Genomic DNA, 15582 nt, shown 5'->3' with positions numbered 1-15582 from the left:
TTAATGAAATATGGTTCGGACTCATAATCGCTTGGTCGTTGGTTCAAACCCAACAGGGGCCACCAAATTTTAGCTTTAAGATCATATAATTAAGCCACCCACAGAGGGTGGCTTTTTTGTTGGTACTTTTTGAGTGACGATGAAATGGCGATGGTTTTTTACACCATCCATATTCGACGCTCAACTGTCTCCATCATAAACGCGAGCGCCGTCAGCGGTTAATCTACCTTCGGCAGCAGATTCAGACCGCCATGCAATCCATGTGACCCTTAATCCTTTAAGTATTCCGGACTAACCAAACTACCTTTTCTCCAATAAGAACAGCCACAGCAGCCGCCAATGCGTTAAACACGATGTACATTGTGAAGTAGTTATCTTCTACCCGTTCAGGATAAGGCTCCCATTTATCTGTCGGGATATAATTCATCAGGTTCGTGACGGTATACTTTAGACTTTCTGCAAGCGGGTCGAATATCCCTGAACACATTAACACGAACGTGATAGCAAAAAATATTACCAGCCGCAGCGTCCACTTAATCGGATTGGACATCGCATTGACCTGATGCATTTCCAATCACTGTGACATCACCATAAGCCCAGAGCTTATCTCCCTGCATAATGCAGCTATACTTAATTCCTGTGAATGCATGCTTGAACCAGATTAGTCCGTAGCAAAACATGCTGCCGGATGATTGGTTTGCAATCAAATAACTACCAGGCGAAACTGTAATGCTATAGCGCCACATATCTGTACTGCTAGCCATGTTGCATCCTTTTAAGTGCATTGTGTCGCTCACCCTCTTACACCTGCATGAGACTCTTTGTTAATCTAAAAATGCTTTTTTCAGGTGAAATTCCGAAAAAGTTAGATATCTTACATAACTACCGAAATCATTAGTTTTTCTCATAACATATTCGATTACTCTTCCTAAAAATAATCGCCGCCTTACTTAAACTATTACTTTCATAATTGCAACTGTTATATCTGTCTCAAAAAAGACTATTTTTTGATTAGATATTTTTTTAGCACCGTCGTAAATTACTCTTTTCTATTAACGAATTTTAATGAAACGGTGCGTAAAAATGGGAACGCGCCAACATGCTCCTGTACTATTTCAAAAAGAGATTGACTCATCTTCTCCATACCTTATGAAAGCTGTTGCAACCGGGCAAACGATGAAATCTGCAGTAATTAAATGGTACAAAATCAATGATGCCGGACAGGAGGCTGAATATTATAATATGCTGTTAGAGGATGTTAAAATAGTTTCCGTTTCTCCTTTAATGCATGACATTAAGGACCCTGCCAAAGAAAAACATAATCATCTAGAACTTGTAGAACTGCGTTACAAAAAAATCACCTGGAAATACTGCGATGGAAATTTACAGTTTGCGGATAGCTGGACAGAGCGTTAATCATGCGATATTTAACGACTCCTGCTAATCCCTCGCAAATCCCCTATCCCGACAATCTGTTTGTTCCTCCAGGCGTGTCAATTGTGAACAACATGATGTTATCCCGTCTGCATGGGGGACCATCTGCATTGACATATGCATGGTTCTACCAACAGGTAAGGTTACATGGCCCATGGGATTACAAAACCAGAATCGGCCGCGAGTATGCTGACTTTGGTAATTTTAATTATGGTGCGGTTGGTACGGCAGCAGGCATACCAGAACACGTTTTGCTAAGAGCGGCTGGATGGGCACAATCAAGATCTGGAAATGGTGAAGCAAGTAACGGTCACTGGTATGACTCTTCACCTTATGGGGATGATCCAAATGATCAAGCATGGATAAAGGCCGGAATTGAATATGCAAAAACAGCGGGTTTTTAAAAAACGTTACATTCTCATACCGATTTTATTATTTCTCATCTGGCTTGGATGGATTGTCTTTTTCATGACCTTCCCGGTAGAGCATGAGTTATACAAAAAAGTTAAAATTAACAACGCCGTAAACCTTTACGTTACCCAAGCTAGCGCAGGTGCTATGACATCATTTTCGTATCATTATTATCTGTATGATGCAAAAAAGAGCGATACCGATTTTATGGAGCATGTAAAAAGTGAAACTGCATTTATGATAACCAATGACGACAAAACCATAACGGAGGTAAAAGCGGGACAGCTTTACCTGCGCGTGCATGGCAATGTTTACTCATTCAGGAACGTGAGTGATAGCGTCGGAATTTACCTCAACGCCTCACCCTATTAAGCGCCAGACTGCAAATTCCTCTCCATCTCATCCAGCGCCGCCTGATTCTCCAGCCCCCACTGGTACATCTGCTCTATCGGTTCGGCAAAGGTCTTGCCCAGCGTGGTCAGTCGGTAATCCACCTTCGGCGGAATAACGTCATAAACATGCCGGGCGATGAGGCCGCGCTGCTCCAGCTCTTTCAGCGTTTGAAACAGCATCTTCTTGGAGATGCCCTCCAGGCTGCGCTGTAGCTCCCCGGTGCGGGCGCGCTCGCCAGGCCAGTGATAAAGGGCATGCAGCACCATCGTGCTCCATTTGACGGAGAAGAGATCCATCAGGCGGCGCGGAGGCGAGTCCGCATAAAACATCAGCTTGCCGTCTACCCATGCAGGCATTGTTTACCCTCCGGTTTATGGTCACCATTTGGTGACTACTATCAATATCGAACCAACTTAATTAAAGTCTGCCGCCTTCCTTGAATAAAAGCACCCTATTTCAGAGGCACGATGAAAATTAACGCATTAGTCGCGACGGACGCGGCGCAGCCCCTCTCCAGCGGCCAGATTGCGCTGCGCCCGCTGCAACAGCAGGACGTGAAGATTGAGATCCTCTACTGCGGCGTCTGCCACTCCGATCTGCATATGGCACGTAACGAGTGGGCGGTGAGCCGCTATCCGCTGGTACCGGGTCATGAGATTGTTGGCCGCATCGTCGAGACCGGCGCAGGGGTCGATAAGTTTAAAGCGGGCGATATCGTCGGCGTCGGCGTGATGGTTGACTCCTGCCGCGAGTGCCACTTCTGCAAGCAGCAGGAGGAGCAGTACTGCGAGGCGGGCTTCACGGCAACCTATAACGGAATCGATAAATATACCGGGGAGAGCACCTGGGGCGGCTATGCGCAGAACGTGGTTGTCGATCAGGATTTTGTGGTCTCGGTACCACAGCACCTGCCCCTGTCGGGCGTGGCGCCGATGCTCTGCGCGGGGGTGACGGTCTGGTCTCCGCTGCGCCACTATAACGTTCAGGCTGGCATGCGCGTTGGCGTCGTCGGCCTTGGCGGTCTGGGCCATATGGCCGTTAAGCTGGCGAGCGCGCTGGGGGCGGAAGTAACCCTGTTTACCACCTCCCCGCAAAAAGGTGAGGATGCCCGTCGTCTCGGTGCACGTCACGTGGTGGTCTCTCGCGATGCCGCACAGATGGCGGCAGCCCAGACCACGCTGGATCTGATCGTCGACTGCGTGGCTGCCCCGCACGATCTCGATCCTTACCTGGCAACGTTGAAAACCAATGGTCGGCTGGTGCTGGTGGGCATTCCCGATCGTCCGCACCTGTCACCTAACGTCACGCCGATGGTGTTCCGCCGCTTGAGCATCAGCGGCTCGTCGATCGGCAGCATCAAGGAAACCCAGGAGATGCTGGATTTCTGCGGCAAGCACAATATTACCGCCGACGTTGAGATGATCGCTGGGGAAGAGATCGAAACAGCCTTTGCGCGCATGCTGAAAGGCGACGTGAAGTACCGGTTCGTGATTGATATGCAGCGAACCCGCTGGTAACGATCGCCTCTGGCGCGATCCCGGCAGCACTCCTAAGCTTAATGCTCCTGCTTTATCATCGAGTTAAGGAGTAAGCATGACCCGAGTGCTGCCGTTTCTCCCTGCCCTGCTGCTGGGCCTCTCCTCTATTACCGCCGCCGCTGACAACAACCGCACCCTGATCCGTAACGGCTACGTGCTGCCGATGACTGCTGACGGCAAAGATCGGCCCAACAGCGATATTCTGATTGAGGGCAATAAGATCGTCGAGATCGGATCCGATCTCAGCGCGCCGGGTGCCGAGGTGATCGATGCCAGCGGGAAATATGTTCTGCCAGGATTTGTCGATGCGCATAATCACCTCTGGGTAACCACTATGCGTGGCCAGTTCCGTAACAACGGCGGCAAGTTCTTTCCGGTGAGCAATAAGCTGGCGAAGGTGATGCAGCCTCAGGATATCCATACCGCGATGTATACAGGGGCGCTGGAGCTGTTGCAGTCCGGCGTGACCACCACCGGTGACTTCTTTGACAATATTCACGGTCCTGAATGGGGCGACGCTGGCCTTACCGCCCTGAAGGAGAGCGGCATCCGCGCCATCATGTACTACGGCGGGCCGGATAAAACCACGCAGCACGAAATTGATATCGAGCATATGGCAGCGCTACAGCAGCAGGCAACGGACCGCGTGCGTTTGGGCCTGGGCTGGCGTCTGCCGCGCGATCTTCAGAGCCAGGATAACTGGGCGATGCGGGACAAGGAGTTTAACTTCGCCCGCAAGCATAAGCTGCCGGTACAGGTTCACGTTAGCGGCGATGCGAAGAACCTGTTCGATGCTCTGATCGCACGCGGCTATCTAAACTCTTCCGTTACCGTGGTGCATGCCACGGATGCTACGCCAGAGCAGCAGGCGGCGCTGGTGAAGGCCGGAGGCTCTCTGGTGCTGACGCCCACCAGCGAGCAGCGGGTGGCCTACGGCATTACCCGGCTGGATAACTTCCGCAACGTTGAGCGCCAGGGGCTGGGCATCGATGGCAACGCCCTGGCCGGAACGGGGAATATGTTTGAAAACCTGCGCCTCGCGGCCCTGACCGAGAGCGGTGCGGCGAAGGATGAAGCGCAGCCGGATCCGCGTGATGTACTGGCGCTGGCGACTCGACGCGGTGCCGAGGCGCTGGGGCTGGCGGATATCACCGGCACCCTCGAGCCCGGCAAGCGGGCTGATATGCAGATTATCGATCCAGCCAGTCTGAATATGGCAGGTTTCGGCGGCGGCGATCCGGCGGCTTACATCCTCTACTCCGCCCAGCCACAAAATGTGCAGACGGTGCTGGTAGACGGCAAGGTGGTGAAACGGAATGGTCAGCTAGTGGAGGTTGATCTGCCTGCGCTGATGAAGCAGGCCAGCGACTCGGCAAAAGGGATGGTTGAGCGGGCGGAGTAATGAATCGAGAGCAACGCTATCGAGTTGCCTCTTTTTACCCTCAATAATATGTCGATTAAATCGTTTTTTTTAAACATGTTGTCGTGACATGTCGATATCATCGACATATTATGGGCACATGTCGATAAAATCGGATTTTTTAAACATGTTATGGATGCCAGACAAACCTTACAATCAGCTGCCGCTGCTACCTCCAGATGTAGCGTCCATCGAAACGCGAAGCGTGCTTAAAGCCTGCATCAGCGCCCGTGCCGCGCTGGCTGAATTAAAAATCGCCGGAGAACTATTACCGGACCAGGGCTTGCTGATAAACCTGCTGCCAATGCTGGAAGCGAAAGACTCCTCACGTATTGAGAACATTGTGACAACCAGCGATCGGCTTTTCCGGTACGTTGACCGAGCTGAACTTGCCGATCCGGCAACAAAAGAAGCGCTGCGTTACCGTACCGCATTGTATAACGGCGCCAGGCACCTCATCACCTATCCTTTATGCGCCAGTACCGCTGTAGAGATCTGTACGACATTGCGTGCCGTGGATACGGATATCAGGAAAACGCCTGGTACAGTACTACGCGATCAGGATATGCGCGTGGTTTATACCCCGCCAGAAGGTGAGTCTGCGATACGTAATCTGCTTTCAAACTGGGAAAATTTTTTGCATGGCGAGGACGATATAGATCCGCTAGTGAAGATGGCCATTTCACACTATCAGTTTGAATGTATTCACCCATTTCCTGATGGAAACGGACGTACCGGACGTATCTTGAATATTCTGTATCTGATAGAGAGCGGACTGCTGTCACTCCCTATTCTGTACCTTTCCCGGTTCATTCTTGAACGGCGTAACGACTACTATACGCTGCTGCGCGGCGTCACGGCGGAGGGGGACTGGGAAGCATGGATCCTCTTTATGCTCCAGGCAGTTGAAAACTCATCTATCTGGACTGTGAAAAAAATTGCCGTTGTCCGCGCACTTATTGAATCAACTACCGCCTATGTTCGGGAACGTCTTCCTAAAATCTACTCCTGGGAATTGGTACAGGCATTGTTTTCACAGCCTTACTGCCGTATCGATAATTTAGTTGAGAGCGGCATTGCGAAGCGGCAGACGGCTTCAACCTACCTTAAGCAACTGGTGGACATAGGTGTGCTAGAAGAGGTGGTCTCCGGGCGTGAAAAGCTTTATATCAACACGCGTCTGCTACAGGAGCTGAACGGTTAGCCGCCTTCCACCACCTCAGAAGGCGACCTCTGCCGGGTGGCGCTGCGCTTACCCGGCCTACGTGTTCCGCGCGTTACCCGGCCAGCGTGGCGCTGTCGATGACAAAGCGGTACTTCACATCGCCTTTGATCATGCGCTCCCAGGCTTCATTGATCTCATCGGCGCGGATCATCTCAATGTCGGCCACGATCCCGTGCTCGGCACAGAAGTCGAGCATCTCCTGAGTTTCCGGGATACCGCCGATCATCGAGCCGGCAATCGAGCGGCGCTTCATGATCAGGCTAAAGACTTCCGGGGATGGATGCGGGGTAGCCGGTGCGCCCACCAGGGTCATGGTGCCGTCACGCTTCAGTAAGGCGGTGAAGGCGTCGAGGTTGTGCGGCGCGGCCACGGTGTTGAGGATAAAATCAAAGCTCTTGGTATGGGCCTGCATCTCTTCCGGGTTGCGGGAGACGACAACTTCATCCGCACCCAGCGCTTTTGCTGCTTCACGCTTGGACTCGGAGGTGGTGAATGCCACCACGTGTGCGCCCATCGCGTGCGCAATCTTGATCCCCATATGACCCAGCCCGCCGATGCCGACCACGCCCACTTTTTTACCTGGACCAGCCTGCCAGTGACGCAGCGGTGAATAGGTGGTGATCCCGGCGCAGAGCAGCGGCGCAACGGCAGCCAGCTGATCTTCCGGATGTTTGATGCGCAGCACGTAGCGCTCATGAACCACGATCTGCTGCGAATAGCCGCCAAGAGTATGGCCTGGGGCATCCGCCGTCGGACCGTTATAGGTGCCGACCATATGGTCGCAGTAGTTCTCCAGCCCCTCTTCACAATCTTCGCAGTGCTTACAGCTGTCAACGATACAGCCTACGCCCACCAGATCGCCCTCTTTATGGCTAGTGACCTCTGAGCCGACGGCAGCAACGCGGCCTACGATCTCATGCCCAGGCACGCAGGGAAATAGCGTCCCGGCCCACTCGGCGCGAGCCTGGTGTACGTCCGAGTGGCAAACCCCGCAGTACGCGATGGCAATCTGCACGTCGTGCGGGCCTGGCTCGCGGCGGCTGATGTCCATCGGCTCAAGCGCCTGAGCGGCGGATAATGCACCAATTGCTTTAATTTTCATGGTAATAGCCTCTAACGGAAGTAGACAGCGGTGAATGAGGTGATTTAATGAAATTGTGTCGCTAAAAATTCTACACGGCTGGCATAATCTAGCCAGTCAATAACGCTTAATACGCTTATGAGTTCGATTCATGAATAGTAGCCAGAGCAACGCTTGCACTTTGCTAACATCGCGCTGGATTTTTGATGCTATTTTTGCCGCGGCGAATGATAATCTCTAGCGAAACGGTACTATTTCCTGTTCTTTTAATAACAACTACGCTTGAGTCAACTACCCAGGCGCACAGCGAAACGCCATGAACAAACCAATCAAACGGCTTGAGATCATAAAAAACGCCATTGAGCTGGAGGATGAGGTCATCATCCATAGCCAGCTTGGCTGGCTGCAGAGCAACGCTCAGGATCCTGAGCTGGCGTTTATCGTTGCCGCGCTGGAGCAGAAAAATTACTCCGCGGCGTTGCAGGCTATCGCCGCCTGGCTACAGAGCCAGCGGGCGGTGACCCAGTGGCACGATCCGCAGGTGGCGGCCAGCAAGCTGGAGCTGAAGGCGCTGGAGGAGCAGATGCGGGAGCTGATCGATAAGCGCAATGCCCGCATTCAGATCCTCGACGACTTTAACGACAGCTATATGAAGCGTCTCGGGCCGCTGATGACGCAGATCCTGCGCCTGCGTCAGGCCCTGGCGGAGGCCACGCTGCGCAGGCAGCAGGCGGAGGCCCGGCGGCGGGAAGCGGACTACCTGCGCTGCCAGCAGTATATGGCCCAGGCCGTTGAGGAACTAACGTCCTTGACCCAGCGCTGGCGCAGCCTGCCCGCCAGCTCGGCACAGGCAGCGGATACTCGCCGTCGCGTCCAGCAGCAAAACGCCCTGATCGCCTCCCTGCTGGCCGAAGCCCAGGAGCTGGAGAAAGGACTCACCCGCGAGGAAGAGCCGGCTCGCCAGGCGCGGGACGAGGCACGTCAGGAGTATGAGGAGTATCAGGAGCAGCAGCACGATGCCCAGGCGCGCTTTAGCTTTGAGCAGAAGCTCTCGCAGGACGAACGTCAGGAGCTGAAAAAGCTGTGGCGGCAGGCCAGCAAGCTGTGCCATCCCGATCTCGTGGACGACGAGCTGAAAGACGAGGCTAACGCGATGATGGTCCAACTTAACCAGGCCCGGCAGCGCGGCGACGTAGCCGCTGTCCGCTCGCTCTTTGCCCGCCTGCAGAAGGGGCTGGGGCCGCTGATGGCCAGCGACAGACTCAACGATCTGACCCGTCTGCGGGCAAGGATCGCTGAAGTGAAGGCACACATCACCGGGCTGCTGGCGGAGCTTAGCAAGCTGGAGGGCGAGAGCGCTTGGCAGCTGGTCTCGTCGCTCCAGGATCAGGAGGGTTATTTCGTCCAGCAAGAGAAAGCCCTGGCGGAGGTGTGCACCTCGCTGGAACGGCAGGTCAGCGAGGCGCAGTACGACGCGGTAGCCTGACGCCGTTACTTATCGTGCCAGTAGGCAGCAGCGCGTACCAGCTGCGGATCGATAGCGTCAGTCTCAAACCGGCGGCTGACGTTTTTCACGACCTTTCCTTCCCCGGTCAGCCAGATAAAGTAGTCATCCTGCGGGACGCTAACCTGCGCCAGACGCTGGTCCAGCGCCGCTTCGCTATGGCCAACGATCCACTCGATGGCAAACTCATCCAGATGCGCCAGGTACTCCTTATAACGCTCGTCGCCGATGGTGACGATGGCCGTCACCTGCGGGCGTACCGCCAGCTGGCGCAGCGTTTCCAGGCGGCGGCGCAGGGCGGGCATGCCGCTCTCGTCGCAGGCGTAGAGCTGCCAGGCGTAATCTTCCGGCACCACCAGTGAACCGCGCGGTCCACCGATCGTCAGGGTATCACCCACCTGCGCATTCTCGGCCCAGCTGCTGGCAACGCCGCCGTCGTGGATGAAAAAGTCGAGGCTTAGCTCGCGACGGGCTTCGTCGTAGAGCGGCGTATAGTCGCGCGAGGCCGGACGCACGCCGTCACCCCAGACAATGCCCTCTTCCGTTACCGTCGGCGGCACAAACGGTTGACCCGGTTCAGGGAAGAATACCTTAGTGTGATCGTCAAAGCCCCGGCTGCTAAAGCCCGCCAGCGCCTCTCCCCCCAGCACGATACGCTGGAAACCTGCGCCGATGCGCTCCACGCGCAGCACCGTCAGCTCGCGAAAGCGCAGCTCATTGCGTACGCGCTGCGGATAACGTCGATCTTGTTTCGTCATGTTAGCCATCCAAAGTGGAATACGATATATCTAAATAAATTTTAAATGATAATGATTGCTACTTAGAAAGATTGCAAGAATTTTTTTGATAGCGTTAGACAGGCAGTGATTTAGGCGTGTAGACTTACTTTAGACATAATTTAGATATATCAATTTAAGGAAGGCTTTAACCATGCGCCATAGCCATGAAGATCGTTCCCATCATCACAGCCACGGCGGACGCCGTCAGCGCTTCTTCGGCCACGGCGAGCTGCGGCTGGTGGTGTTAGATATCCTGACCCGTAACGCCAGCCACGGCTATGAGCTGATCAAAGAGATCGAAAACCTCACCCAGGGTCACTACACCCCCAGCCCCGGCGTGATCTACCCGACCCTCGACTTCCTGCAGGAGCAGGCGTTCATTGAGATTAGCGAAGAGGAGAGCGGGCGTAAGAAGATTGCCATTACCGAGGCAGGCCAGCAGTGGCTGGAGGAGAATCAGGAGCATCTCCTGCATATTCAGGAGCGGATCAAAGCACGTGGCGTCGGGCACCAGCTGCGTAAAAATCCGCAGATGAAACGCGCCCTGGATAACTTCAAGGCCGTGCTGGATCTGAAGGTGAACCATGAAGAGATTAGCGCCGCCCAGCTGAAGCAGATCATCGGCGTGATCGACCGGGCGGCGTTGGAGATCTCCCAGATGGATTAAGCGGTAGCCTCTTCGCGGCTGATGCGGAATACCTTGATCAGCCCCTTCAGGTGCTGCGCCTGCTCGTTCAGCGACGCCGCTGCCGCCACGGACTCCTCTACCAGGCTGGAGTTCTGTTGAGTAGTCGCGTCGATCAGGCCGATGGCGCTGTTAATCTGCGAAATGCCCTCTGTCTGCTCATGGCTGGCGTGGCCAATCTGCCGCAGGATGGTATCCATCTCCTCGACGTTGCTCACCATGCCGTTGATCAGCCCGCCCGCTTTTTCCACCAGCGCCATCCCTTCCCGCGCCTGGGTCGTGGAGTCTTCAATTAGCTGGCGGATATCATTCGCCGACGAGGCGCTTTTCTGTGCCAACTGACGTACTTCCCCGGCTACCACCGCAAAACCGCGCCCGTGTTCGCCTGCGCGTGCGGCTTCAACCGCCGCGTTGAGCGCCAGAATATTGGTCTGGAATGCGATAGCGTCAATCAGGTTGATGATGTCGGACATGCGGCTGGAGGTGTCGTTAATAACGCGCATCTTCTCCGTCACCTGCTTCATCATCGCGCCGTTGTTTTTCACCACCGTCGCCGCATCGGCAGAGAGCTGAGTCGCTTCTGTGGTGTGGCTGGCGGTATTTTTCACCGTGGCGGTGATCTGCTCCATCGAGGCTGCGGTCTGCTCCACGGAGCTGGCCTGCTCTTCGGTACGGGCCGCCAGGTCCTGGTTACCGGCAACGATCTGCGCGGCGGCGCTGGAGATATTCTCTGAACCAAACTGCACCTCCTGCACAATCTCCAGCAGGCGGCTCTTCATGGCCATCAGGGCATTCAGCAGCACGCCGGTCTCGTCCCGATGTTTAACGTCAATCGAGTGGGTGAGATCCCCGGCAGCAATCGCCTCTGCCAGATCTACCGCCTGCCCCAGCGGACGAGTGATGGCACGTACAATGAAGGTTCCCATCAGCACGGCGATAGCGATGCTGACCACTGTCAGCAGGATCAACATCAGGCGGTTAGTGTTGAAGTCGCTATCGACCCGGTTACCTGCTTCACGCATTCGCGCGTCCTGAATCGCGATCAGCTCCAGGACCTTCTGCGTATAGGCGTTCTGGATGGGCACGGTGGTGTTCATCATCTCCTGAACGGCCGCTTCCCGGTTGCCGACTTTTACCGCCTCTAAAATACGGAAACGAGAGTCGAGGTACTGCTGCCGTATTCCGCGCAGCTCGGTGAGGATCTTCTGCGCCTGCGGCTCGTCGAGCTGCTTCGTCAGCGTGTCCAGCAGCACCGTGATTTCGCCGCTGATGGCGGTCAGCTGCTGCTGCATGCTTTCACCCCACTTCCCTTCGCTATCCAGCAGCATCAGCTGCTGGGTACTAACGAAGGTCTGAAATCTTTCGATAAGGTGGTTGGCTTTTACCGTGGTGGGATAATCACTGTTCACGATAGTCTGCATGCCATTATTTGCGCGATTCAGGCTAAATAGTGAAAGGCAGGAACTTGCCACCATCAATAAAATAAAGAACCCGAACGCCAGAAATAACTTCGTGCCAATCTTTACGTCATGTAAGAACATATATACTCCATCAAGGTGATTATCTCTATGACGATCACGTTATCGGTAACGACGCCGCTAACTTTATGACTTTGATCGTTTTTATATTGGATAATTCCGATGATGGATAGGCGCAGGCTATTAATGGCGGATCATCGATCGTTATATGACCGCAAGTAGCACGATTTAACAAATAGATTAAAAATTAATTACACCATCGCAAAAAAAACCGCCTGATTGATAACAACCAGGCGGCTTCAAATAAAAGCAGCTAATTAATGCAGGACGGTAACCGCATCTTCCAGACGGTTAGCGCGATGCTTAACCATCGCAGAAATTTGCGCGCTCTCCTCTACCAGCTCGGCATTTTTTTGCGTGATGCCGTCCAGCTCGGCCACCGCCCGGGTTAGCTCCGACAGCCCGGTAGCCTGCTCAGAGGTAGAGTGGCTGATCTGGGCAATCAGACGCGTGACGTTTTTCACCTGCTCCACGATGTCGTCCATGGTACGCCCGGCGGCGTGAACCTGATCCGCGCCGGACTGCACCTTACTGGCGCTGGCATCAATCAGCTTGCGGATATCATTGGCCGCGTTAGCGCTGCGGTTTGCCAGGTGACGAACCTCCCCGGCCACCACGGCAAAGCCTTTGCCCTGCTCCCCGGCGCGAGCCGCCTCAACCGCCGCGTTGAGCGCCAGAATATTGGTCTGGAAAGCGATATCATTAATAAGCGAGGTGATCGAGCCGATACGCTGCGTGCTGTCGGCAATGTCATCCATGGTTTTCACCACCGTCTGCATCGCCTCCCCGCCTTCGCTCGCGGCCGTGCTGGCCTCCATCGATAGCTTATCGACTTCGGCAGCGGTTTCGGAGTTGCTCTGTACCGAGGCTGCCATCTGGTTCATGGTTGCCACGGTCTGCTGAACGTTGGTGACCGTCTGGCGGGTGCGGTCATTGAGATCTTCATTGCCCTGTGCCAGGCGATCGCTGCCGTTACGCACGCTGGCTACCTGACTGGAAATATCATTAATTAACCAGCGGCACATCAGGCCCAGCTGGCCAACCGCGCGCAGGGTGAGTCCCAGCTCGTCGCTGCGGTTCAGGTGATCGACGCTGTTCCGCTCGCCGGTGGCGACCTTCAGCGCCTGACGCGCTACGTTCTCTACCGGGCGGACGATCTGCTGCTCAAACAGCCATGTGCCGAGCAGCATCACCACCGCGCTGGCCGCCAGCGCGCTCCATCCGGCATGGCTTAGCATGAGCGAGGCCGCCAGCAGCGCAAACAGCACCGCCATCACGCCGCGGACCCGCCAGCGCAGCGGCATGGCTGGCAGCCTGCCGAGCCAGCCCTTACGCACCACCAGACCTTTGTGGATGCGCTTGCTGCAGCGCCCCTCGTTCAGCGCCTTGTAGAGCGGCTCAACCGCGGCGATCTCTTCCGGCGTTGCCCGGTTACGGATAGACATATAGCCCGTTGTTTTGCCGTTACGCACCACCGGCACCGCGTTAGCCCGCACCCAGTAGTGATCGCCGTTTTTACGGCGGTTTTTCACGATCCCGCTCCACGGCTCCCCCTGCTGAAGCGTGTACCACATATCGGCAAAGGCCGCTTTCGGCATGTCCGGGTGGCGAACCAGGTTGTGTGGCTGACCCAGCAGCTCGTTAAGCGTATAGCCGCTCACCTGAACAAAGGTATCGTTAGCGTGGGTCAGGTAGCTTTGCAGATCGGTGGTCGACATCAGGGTGGTGTCATCATCCAGCAGGTACTCGTTCTGGGTGACATAGCGTTGAGAGGACATGGCGGGCATTCCTTGCAGGTGTTATATGTTAATTTTTTAGACTAATCATTTTTCGGCGGTAAAAAATTTATCTTTAGTTGTTAAAACCGATCGCGATCGCAAAATGCCGCTAAACCGCACTTTTTATATGCCCTTCTGCGCAGCATATTCTGCACTCATCTGGTGCAGCACATCGCGCCAAGCTGCAAAATCCATCCTAAAATGCCCCGTGGTTCGGTACATTTGACATAATTTGGCATGATTAAATTTTGCACAGTCCTGTTTTGACCTGGCGTTTATCCCGATTTTTGCTACCCGTGCCGAAGTGGCGTAATCCCTGCAATAATTTATGCAGTATCGCGTGATACGCCATCCCCGGGAGCTCATTTTGAACAGGTTACCTTCCAGCGCATCGGCCCTCGCCTGTAGCGCACACGCCCTGAATCTCATTGAGAAGCGAACGCTTGATCATGAGGAGATGAAAGAACTTAACCGAGAGGTGATTGATTACTTTAAAGAGCATGTAAATCCTGGATTTTTAGAGTACCGCAAGTCTGTAACTGCTGGCGGGGATTACGGAGCCGTAGAGTGGCAAGCAGGAAGTCTGAATACGCTTGTCGACACCCAGGGACAGGAGTTTTTAGATTGTCTGGGTGGATTTGGCATCTTTAACGTGGGGCACCGTAATCCAGTTGTGGTTTCCGCCGTACAGAATCAGCTTGCGAAACAACCGCTTCACAGCCAGGAGCTGCTCGATCCGCTCCGGGCCATGCTGGCAAAAACCCTCGCTGCCCTTGCACCGGGCAAACTCAAGTACAGCTTCTTTAGCAACAGCGGCACCGAGTCCGTTGAGGCTGCCCTCAAGCTGGCGAAGGCGTATCAGTCGCCGCGCGGGAAGTTTACCTTCGTCGCCACCAGCGGCGCATTCCACGGCAAATCCCTCGGGGCGCTATCAGCGACGGCAAAATCTGCCTTCCGTAAACCCTTTATGCCGCTGCTGCCGGGCTTCCGTCATGTTCCCTTTGGTGATATTGAGGCCATGCGTACCCTGCTCTCCGAGTGCCATAAAACCGGTGATGACGTGGCAGCGGTGATCCTCGAGCCTATTCAGGGCGAAGGCGGCGTGATCCTGCCGCCAACGGGGTACCTGCCTGCCGTGCGTAAGCTGTGCGATGAGTTTGGTGCGCTACTGATCTTTGATGAAGTCCAGACCGGCATGGGTCGCACCGGCAGGATGTTTGCCTGCGAGCATGAGAATGTGCAGCCCGATATCCTCTGCCTCGCTAAGGCGCTTGGCGGCGGCGTAATGCCTATCGGCGCGACGATCGCTACCGAGGAGGTCTTCTCGGTGCTGTTCGACAACCCCTTCCTGCACACGACCACCTTTGGCGGCAACCCGCTGGCCTGTGCCGCGGCGCTGGCGACCATCAACGTGCTGCTGGAGGAGAACCTGCCGGCGCAGGCCGAGCAGAAAGGCGACATGTTGCTGGATGGCTTCCGCCTGCTGGCGCGTCAGTACCCCGAGCTGGTGTACGACGTGCGCGGCAAAGGAATGCTGATGGCGATTGAGTTTGTCGATAACGAGAGCGGATATAACTTTGCTAGCGAGATGTTCCGCCAGCGCGTGCTGGTAGCGGGCACGCTGAACAATGCAAAAACGATTCGTATCGAACCGCCGTTAACCCTGACGGTTGAGCAGTGCGAGCAGGTGCTAAAAGCAGCCGGGCTGGCGCTGGCGGCGCTGAACGTCTCGACTGAAAAAGCCTAACTACGTTGGCCCCTCACTGCGGAGAGGGGCCAACGCCATTCTTTGAATC

At 54.9% G+C, this 15582-nt stretch carries 14 protein-coding genes and 1 pseudogene; 9 read left to right on the top strand and 6 right to left on the bottom strand.

Annotated elements, in window-relative coordinates:
• Positions 1 to 533 precede the first annotated feature (533 nt).
• Positions 534 to 764: a hypothetical protein gene (locus RTP97_RS12590; RefSeq protein WP_312414036.1), complete on the bottom strand. Its 231-nt coding sequence runs from the start codon at positions 762 to 764 to the stop codon at positions 534 to 536.
• A 322-nt stretch (positions 765 to 1086) separates the two neighbouring features.
• Between RTP97_RS12590 and tssD the strand changes: the two are divergent.
• The 3 genes and pseudogenes from tssD to RTP97_RS12575 form a co-directional block, all read left to right on the top strand.
• Positions 1087 to 1416 (top strand): annotated as a pseudogene (gene tssD / locus RTP97_RS12585) (type VI secretion system tube protein TssD); the annotation flags it as partial.
• 2 nt (positions 1417 to 1418) lie between these two features.
• Positions 1419 to 1838 (top strand): polymorphic toxin type 44 domain-containing protein, encoded by a 420-nt coding sequence (locus RTP97_RS12580; protein ID WP_312414034.1) that lies wholly within the window; start codon positions 1419 to 1421, stop codon positions 1836 to 1838.
• Entirely contained in the window at positions 1816 to 2217 is a 402-nt protein-coding gene (locus RTP97_RS12575) for a hypothetical protein (RefSeq protein WP_312414031.1), read from the top strand. The genes RTP97_RS12580 and RTP97_RS12575 overlap by 23 nt, the downstream gene beginning before the upstream one ends.
• Here the strand turns inward: RTP97_RS12575 and RTP97_RS12570 are convergent.
• Complete coding sequence (locus tag RTP97_RS12570) at positions 2214 to 2594, bottom strand: helix-turn-helix domain-containing protein (protein WP_312414029.1); 381 nt, start codon at positions 2592 to 2594, stop codon at positions 2214 to 2216. The two genes, RTP97_RS12575 and RTP97_RS12570, sit on opposite strands and share 4 nt — an antisense overlap.
• A gap of 111 nt (positions 2595 to 2705) precedes the next feature.
• On the opposite strand from RTP97_RS12570, the gene RTP97_RS12565 reads away from it, so the two are divergent.
• The 3 genes from RTP97_RS12565 to fic all read left to right on the top strand — a co-directional run bounded on the left by RTP97_RS12565 (position 2706) and on the right by fic (position 6400).
• Entirely contained in the window at positions 2706 to 3755 is a 1050-nt protein-coding gene (locus RTP97_RS12565) for an NAD(P)-dependent alcohol dehydrogenase (protein WP_312414027.1), read from the top strand.
• A 76-nt stretch (positions 3756 to 3831) separates the two neighbouring features.
• Positions 3832 to 5178 (top strand): amidohydrolase family protein, encoded by a 1347-nt coding sequence (locus tag RTP97_RS12560; protein ID WP_312414024.1) that lies wholly within the window; start codon positions 3832 to 3834, stop codon positions 5176 to 5178.
• Positions 5179 to 5323: 145 nt separating this feature from the next.
• Complete coding sequence (gene fic / locus RTP97_RS12555) at positions 5324 to 6400, top strand: protein adenylyltransferase Fic (protein ID WP_312414022.1); 1077 nt, start codon at positions 5324 to 5326, stop codon at positions 6398 to 6400.
• Between the two features lie 73 nt (positions 6401 to 6473).
• Here fic and RTP97_RS12550 read toward each other — a convergent pair whose 3' ends face one another.
• Complete coding sequence (locus tag RTP97_RS12550) at positions 6474 to 7523, bottom strand: NAD(P)-dependent alcohol dehydrogenase (protein ID WP_312414021.1); 1050 nt, start codon at positions 7521 to 7523, stop codon at positions 6474 to 6476.
• Positions 7524 to 7818: 295 nt separating this feature from the next.
• Between RTP97_RS12550 and RTP97_RS12545 the strand changes: the two genes are divergently transcribed.
• Positions 7819 to 8988, top strand: coding sequence for a DNA repair protein (locus RTP97_RS12545; RefSeq protein WP_312414020.1), 1170 nt, complete (start codon positions 7819 to 7821; stop codon positions 8986 to 8988).
• 5 nt (positions 8989 to 8993) lie between these two features.
• Here RTP97_RS12545 and RTP97_RS12540 read toward each other — a convergent pair whose 3' ends face one another.
• Positions 8994 to 9764 (bottom strand): siderophore-interacting protein, encoded by a 771-nt coding sequence (locus RTP97_RS12540; RefSeq protein WP_312414018.1) that lies wholly within the window; start codon positions 9762 to 9764, stop codon positions 8994 to 8996.
• 172 nt (positions 9765 to 9936) lie between these two features.
• Between RTP97_RS12540 and RTP97_RS12535 the strand changes: the two genes are divergently transcribed.
• Entirely contained in the window at positions 9937 to 10452 is a 516-nt protein-coding gene (locus RTP97_RS12535; RefSeq protein ID WP_312414016.1) for a PadR family transcriptional regulator, read from the top strand.
• Here the strand turns inward: RTP97_RS12535 and RTP97_RS12530 are convergent.
• Both RTP97_RS12530 and RTP97_RS12525 read right to left on the bottom strand, forming a co-directional pair.
• Entirely contained in the window at positions 10449 to 12011 is a 1563-nt protein-coding gene (locus RTP97_RS12530) for a methyl-accepting chemotaxis protein (RefSeq protein ID WP_312414014.1), read from the bottom strand. The genes RTP97_RS12535 and RTP97_RS12530 overlap by 4 nt on opposite strands.
• Before the next feature lie 254 nt (positions 12012 to 12265).
• Positions 12266 to 13786, bottom strand: a complete 1521-nt coding sequence (locus RTP97_RS12525; RefSeq protein ID WP_312414011.1) for a methyl-accepting chemotaxis protein — start codon at positions 13784 to 13786, stop codon at positions 12266 to 12268.
• 367 nt (positions 13787 to 14153) lie between these two features.
• On the opposite strand from RTP97_RS12525, the gene ygjG reads away from it, so the two are divergent.
• Positions 14154 to 15533 (top strand): putrescine aminotransferase, encoded by a 1380-nt coding sequence (gene ygjG, locus RTP97_RS12520; RefSeq protein WP_312414009.1) that lies wholly within the window; start codon positions 14154 to 14156, stop codon positions 15531 to 15533.
• Positions 15534 to 15582 lie beyond the last annotated feature (49 nt).

It is taken from the genome of Pseudescherichia sp. (assembly GCF_031998825.1).
In the GTDB taxonomy this organism is placed as follows: Bacteria; Pseudomonadota; Gammaproteobacteria; order Enterobacterales; family Enterobacteriaceae; genus Pseudescherichia.
Note: the sequence above shows the minus strand (reverse complement) of the source record. Positions and strands in the feature narration are given on the sequence as shown.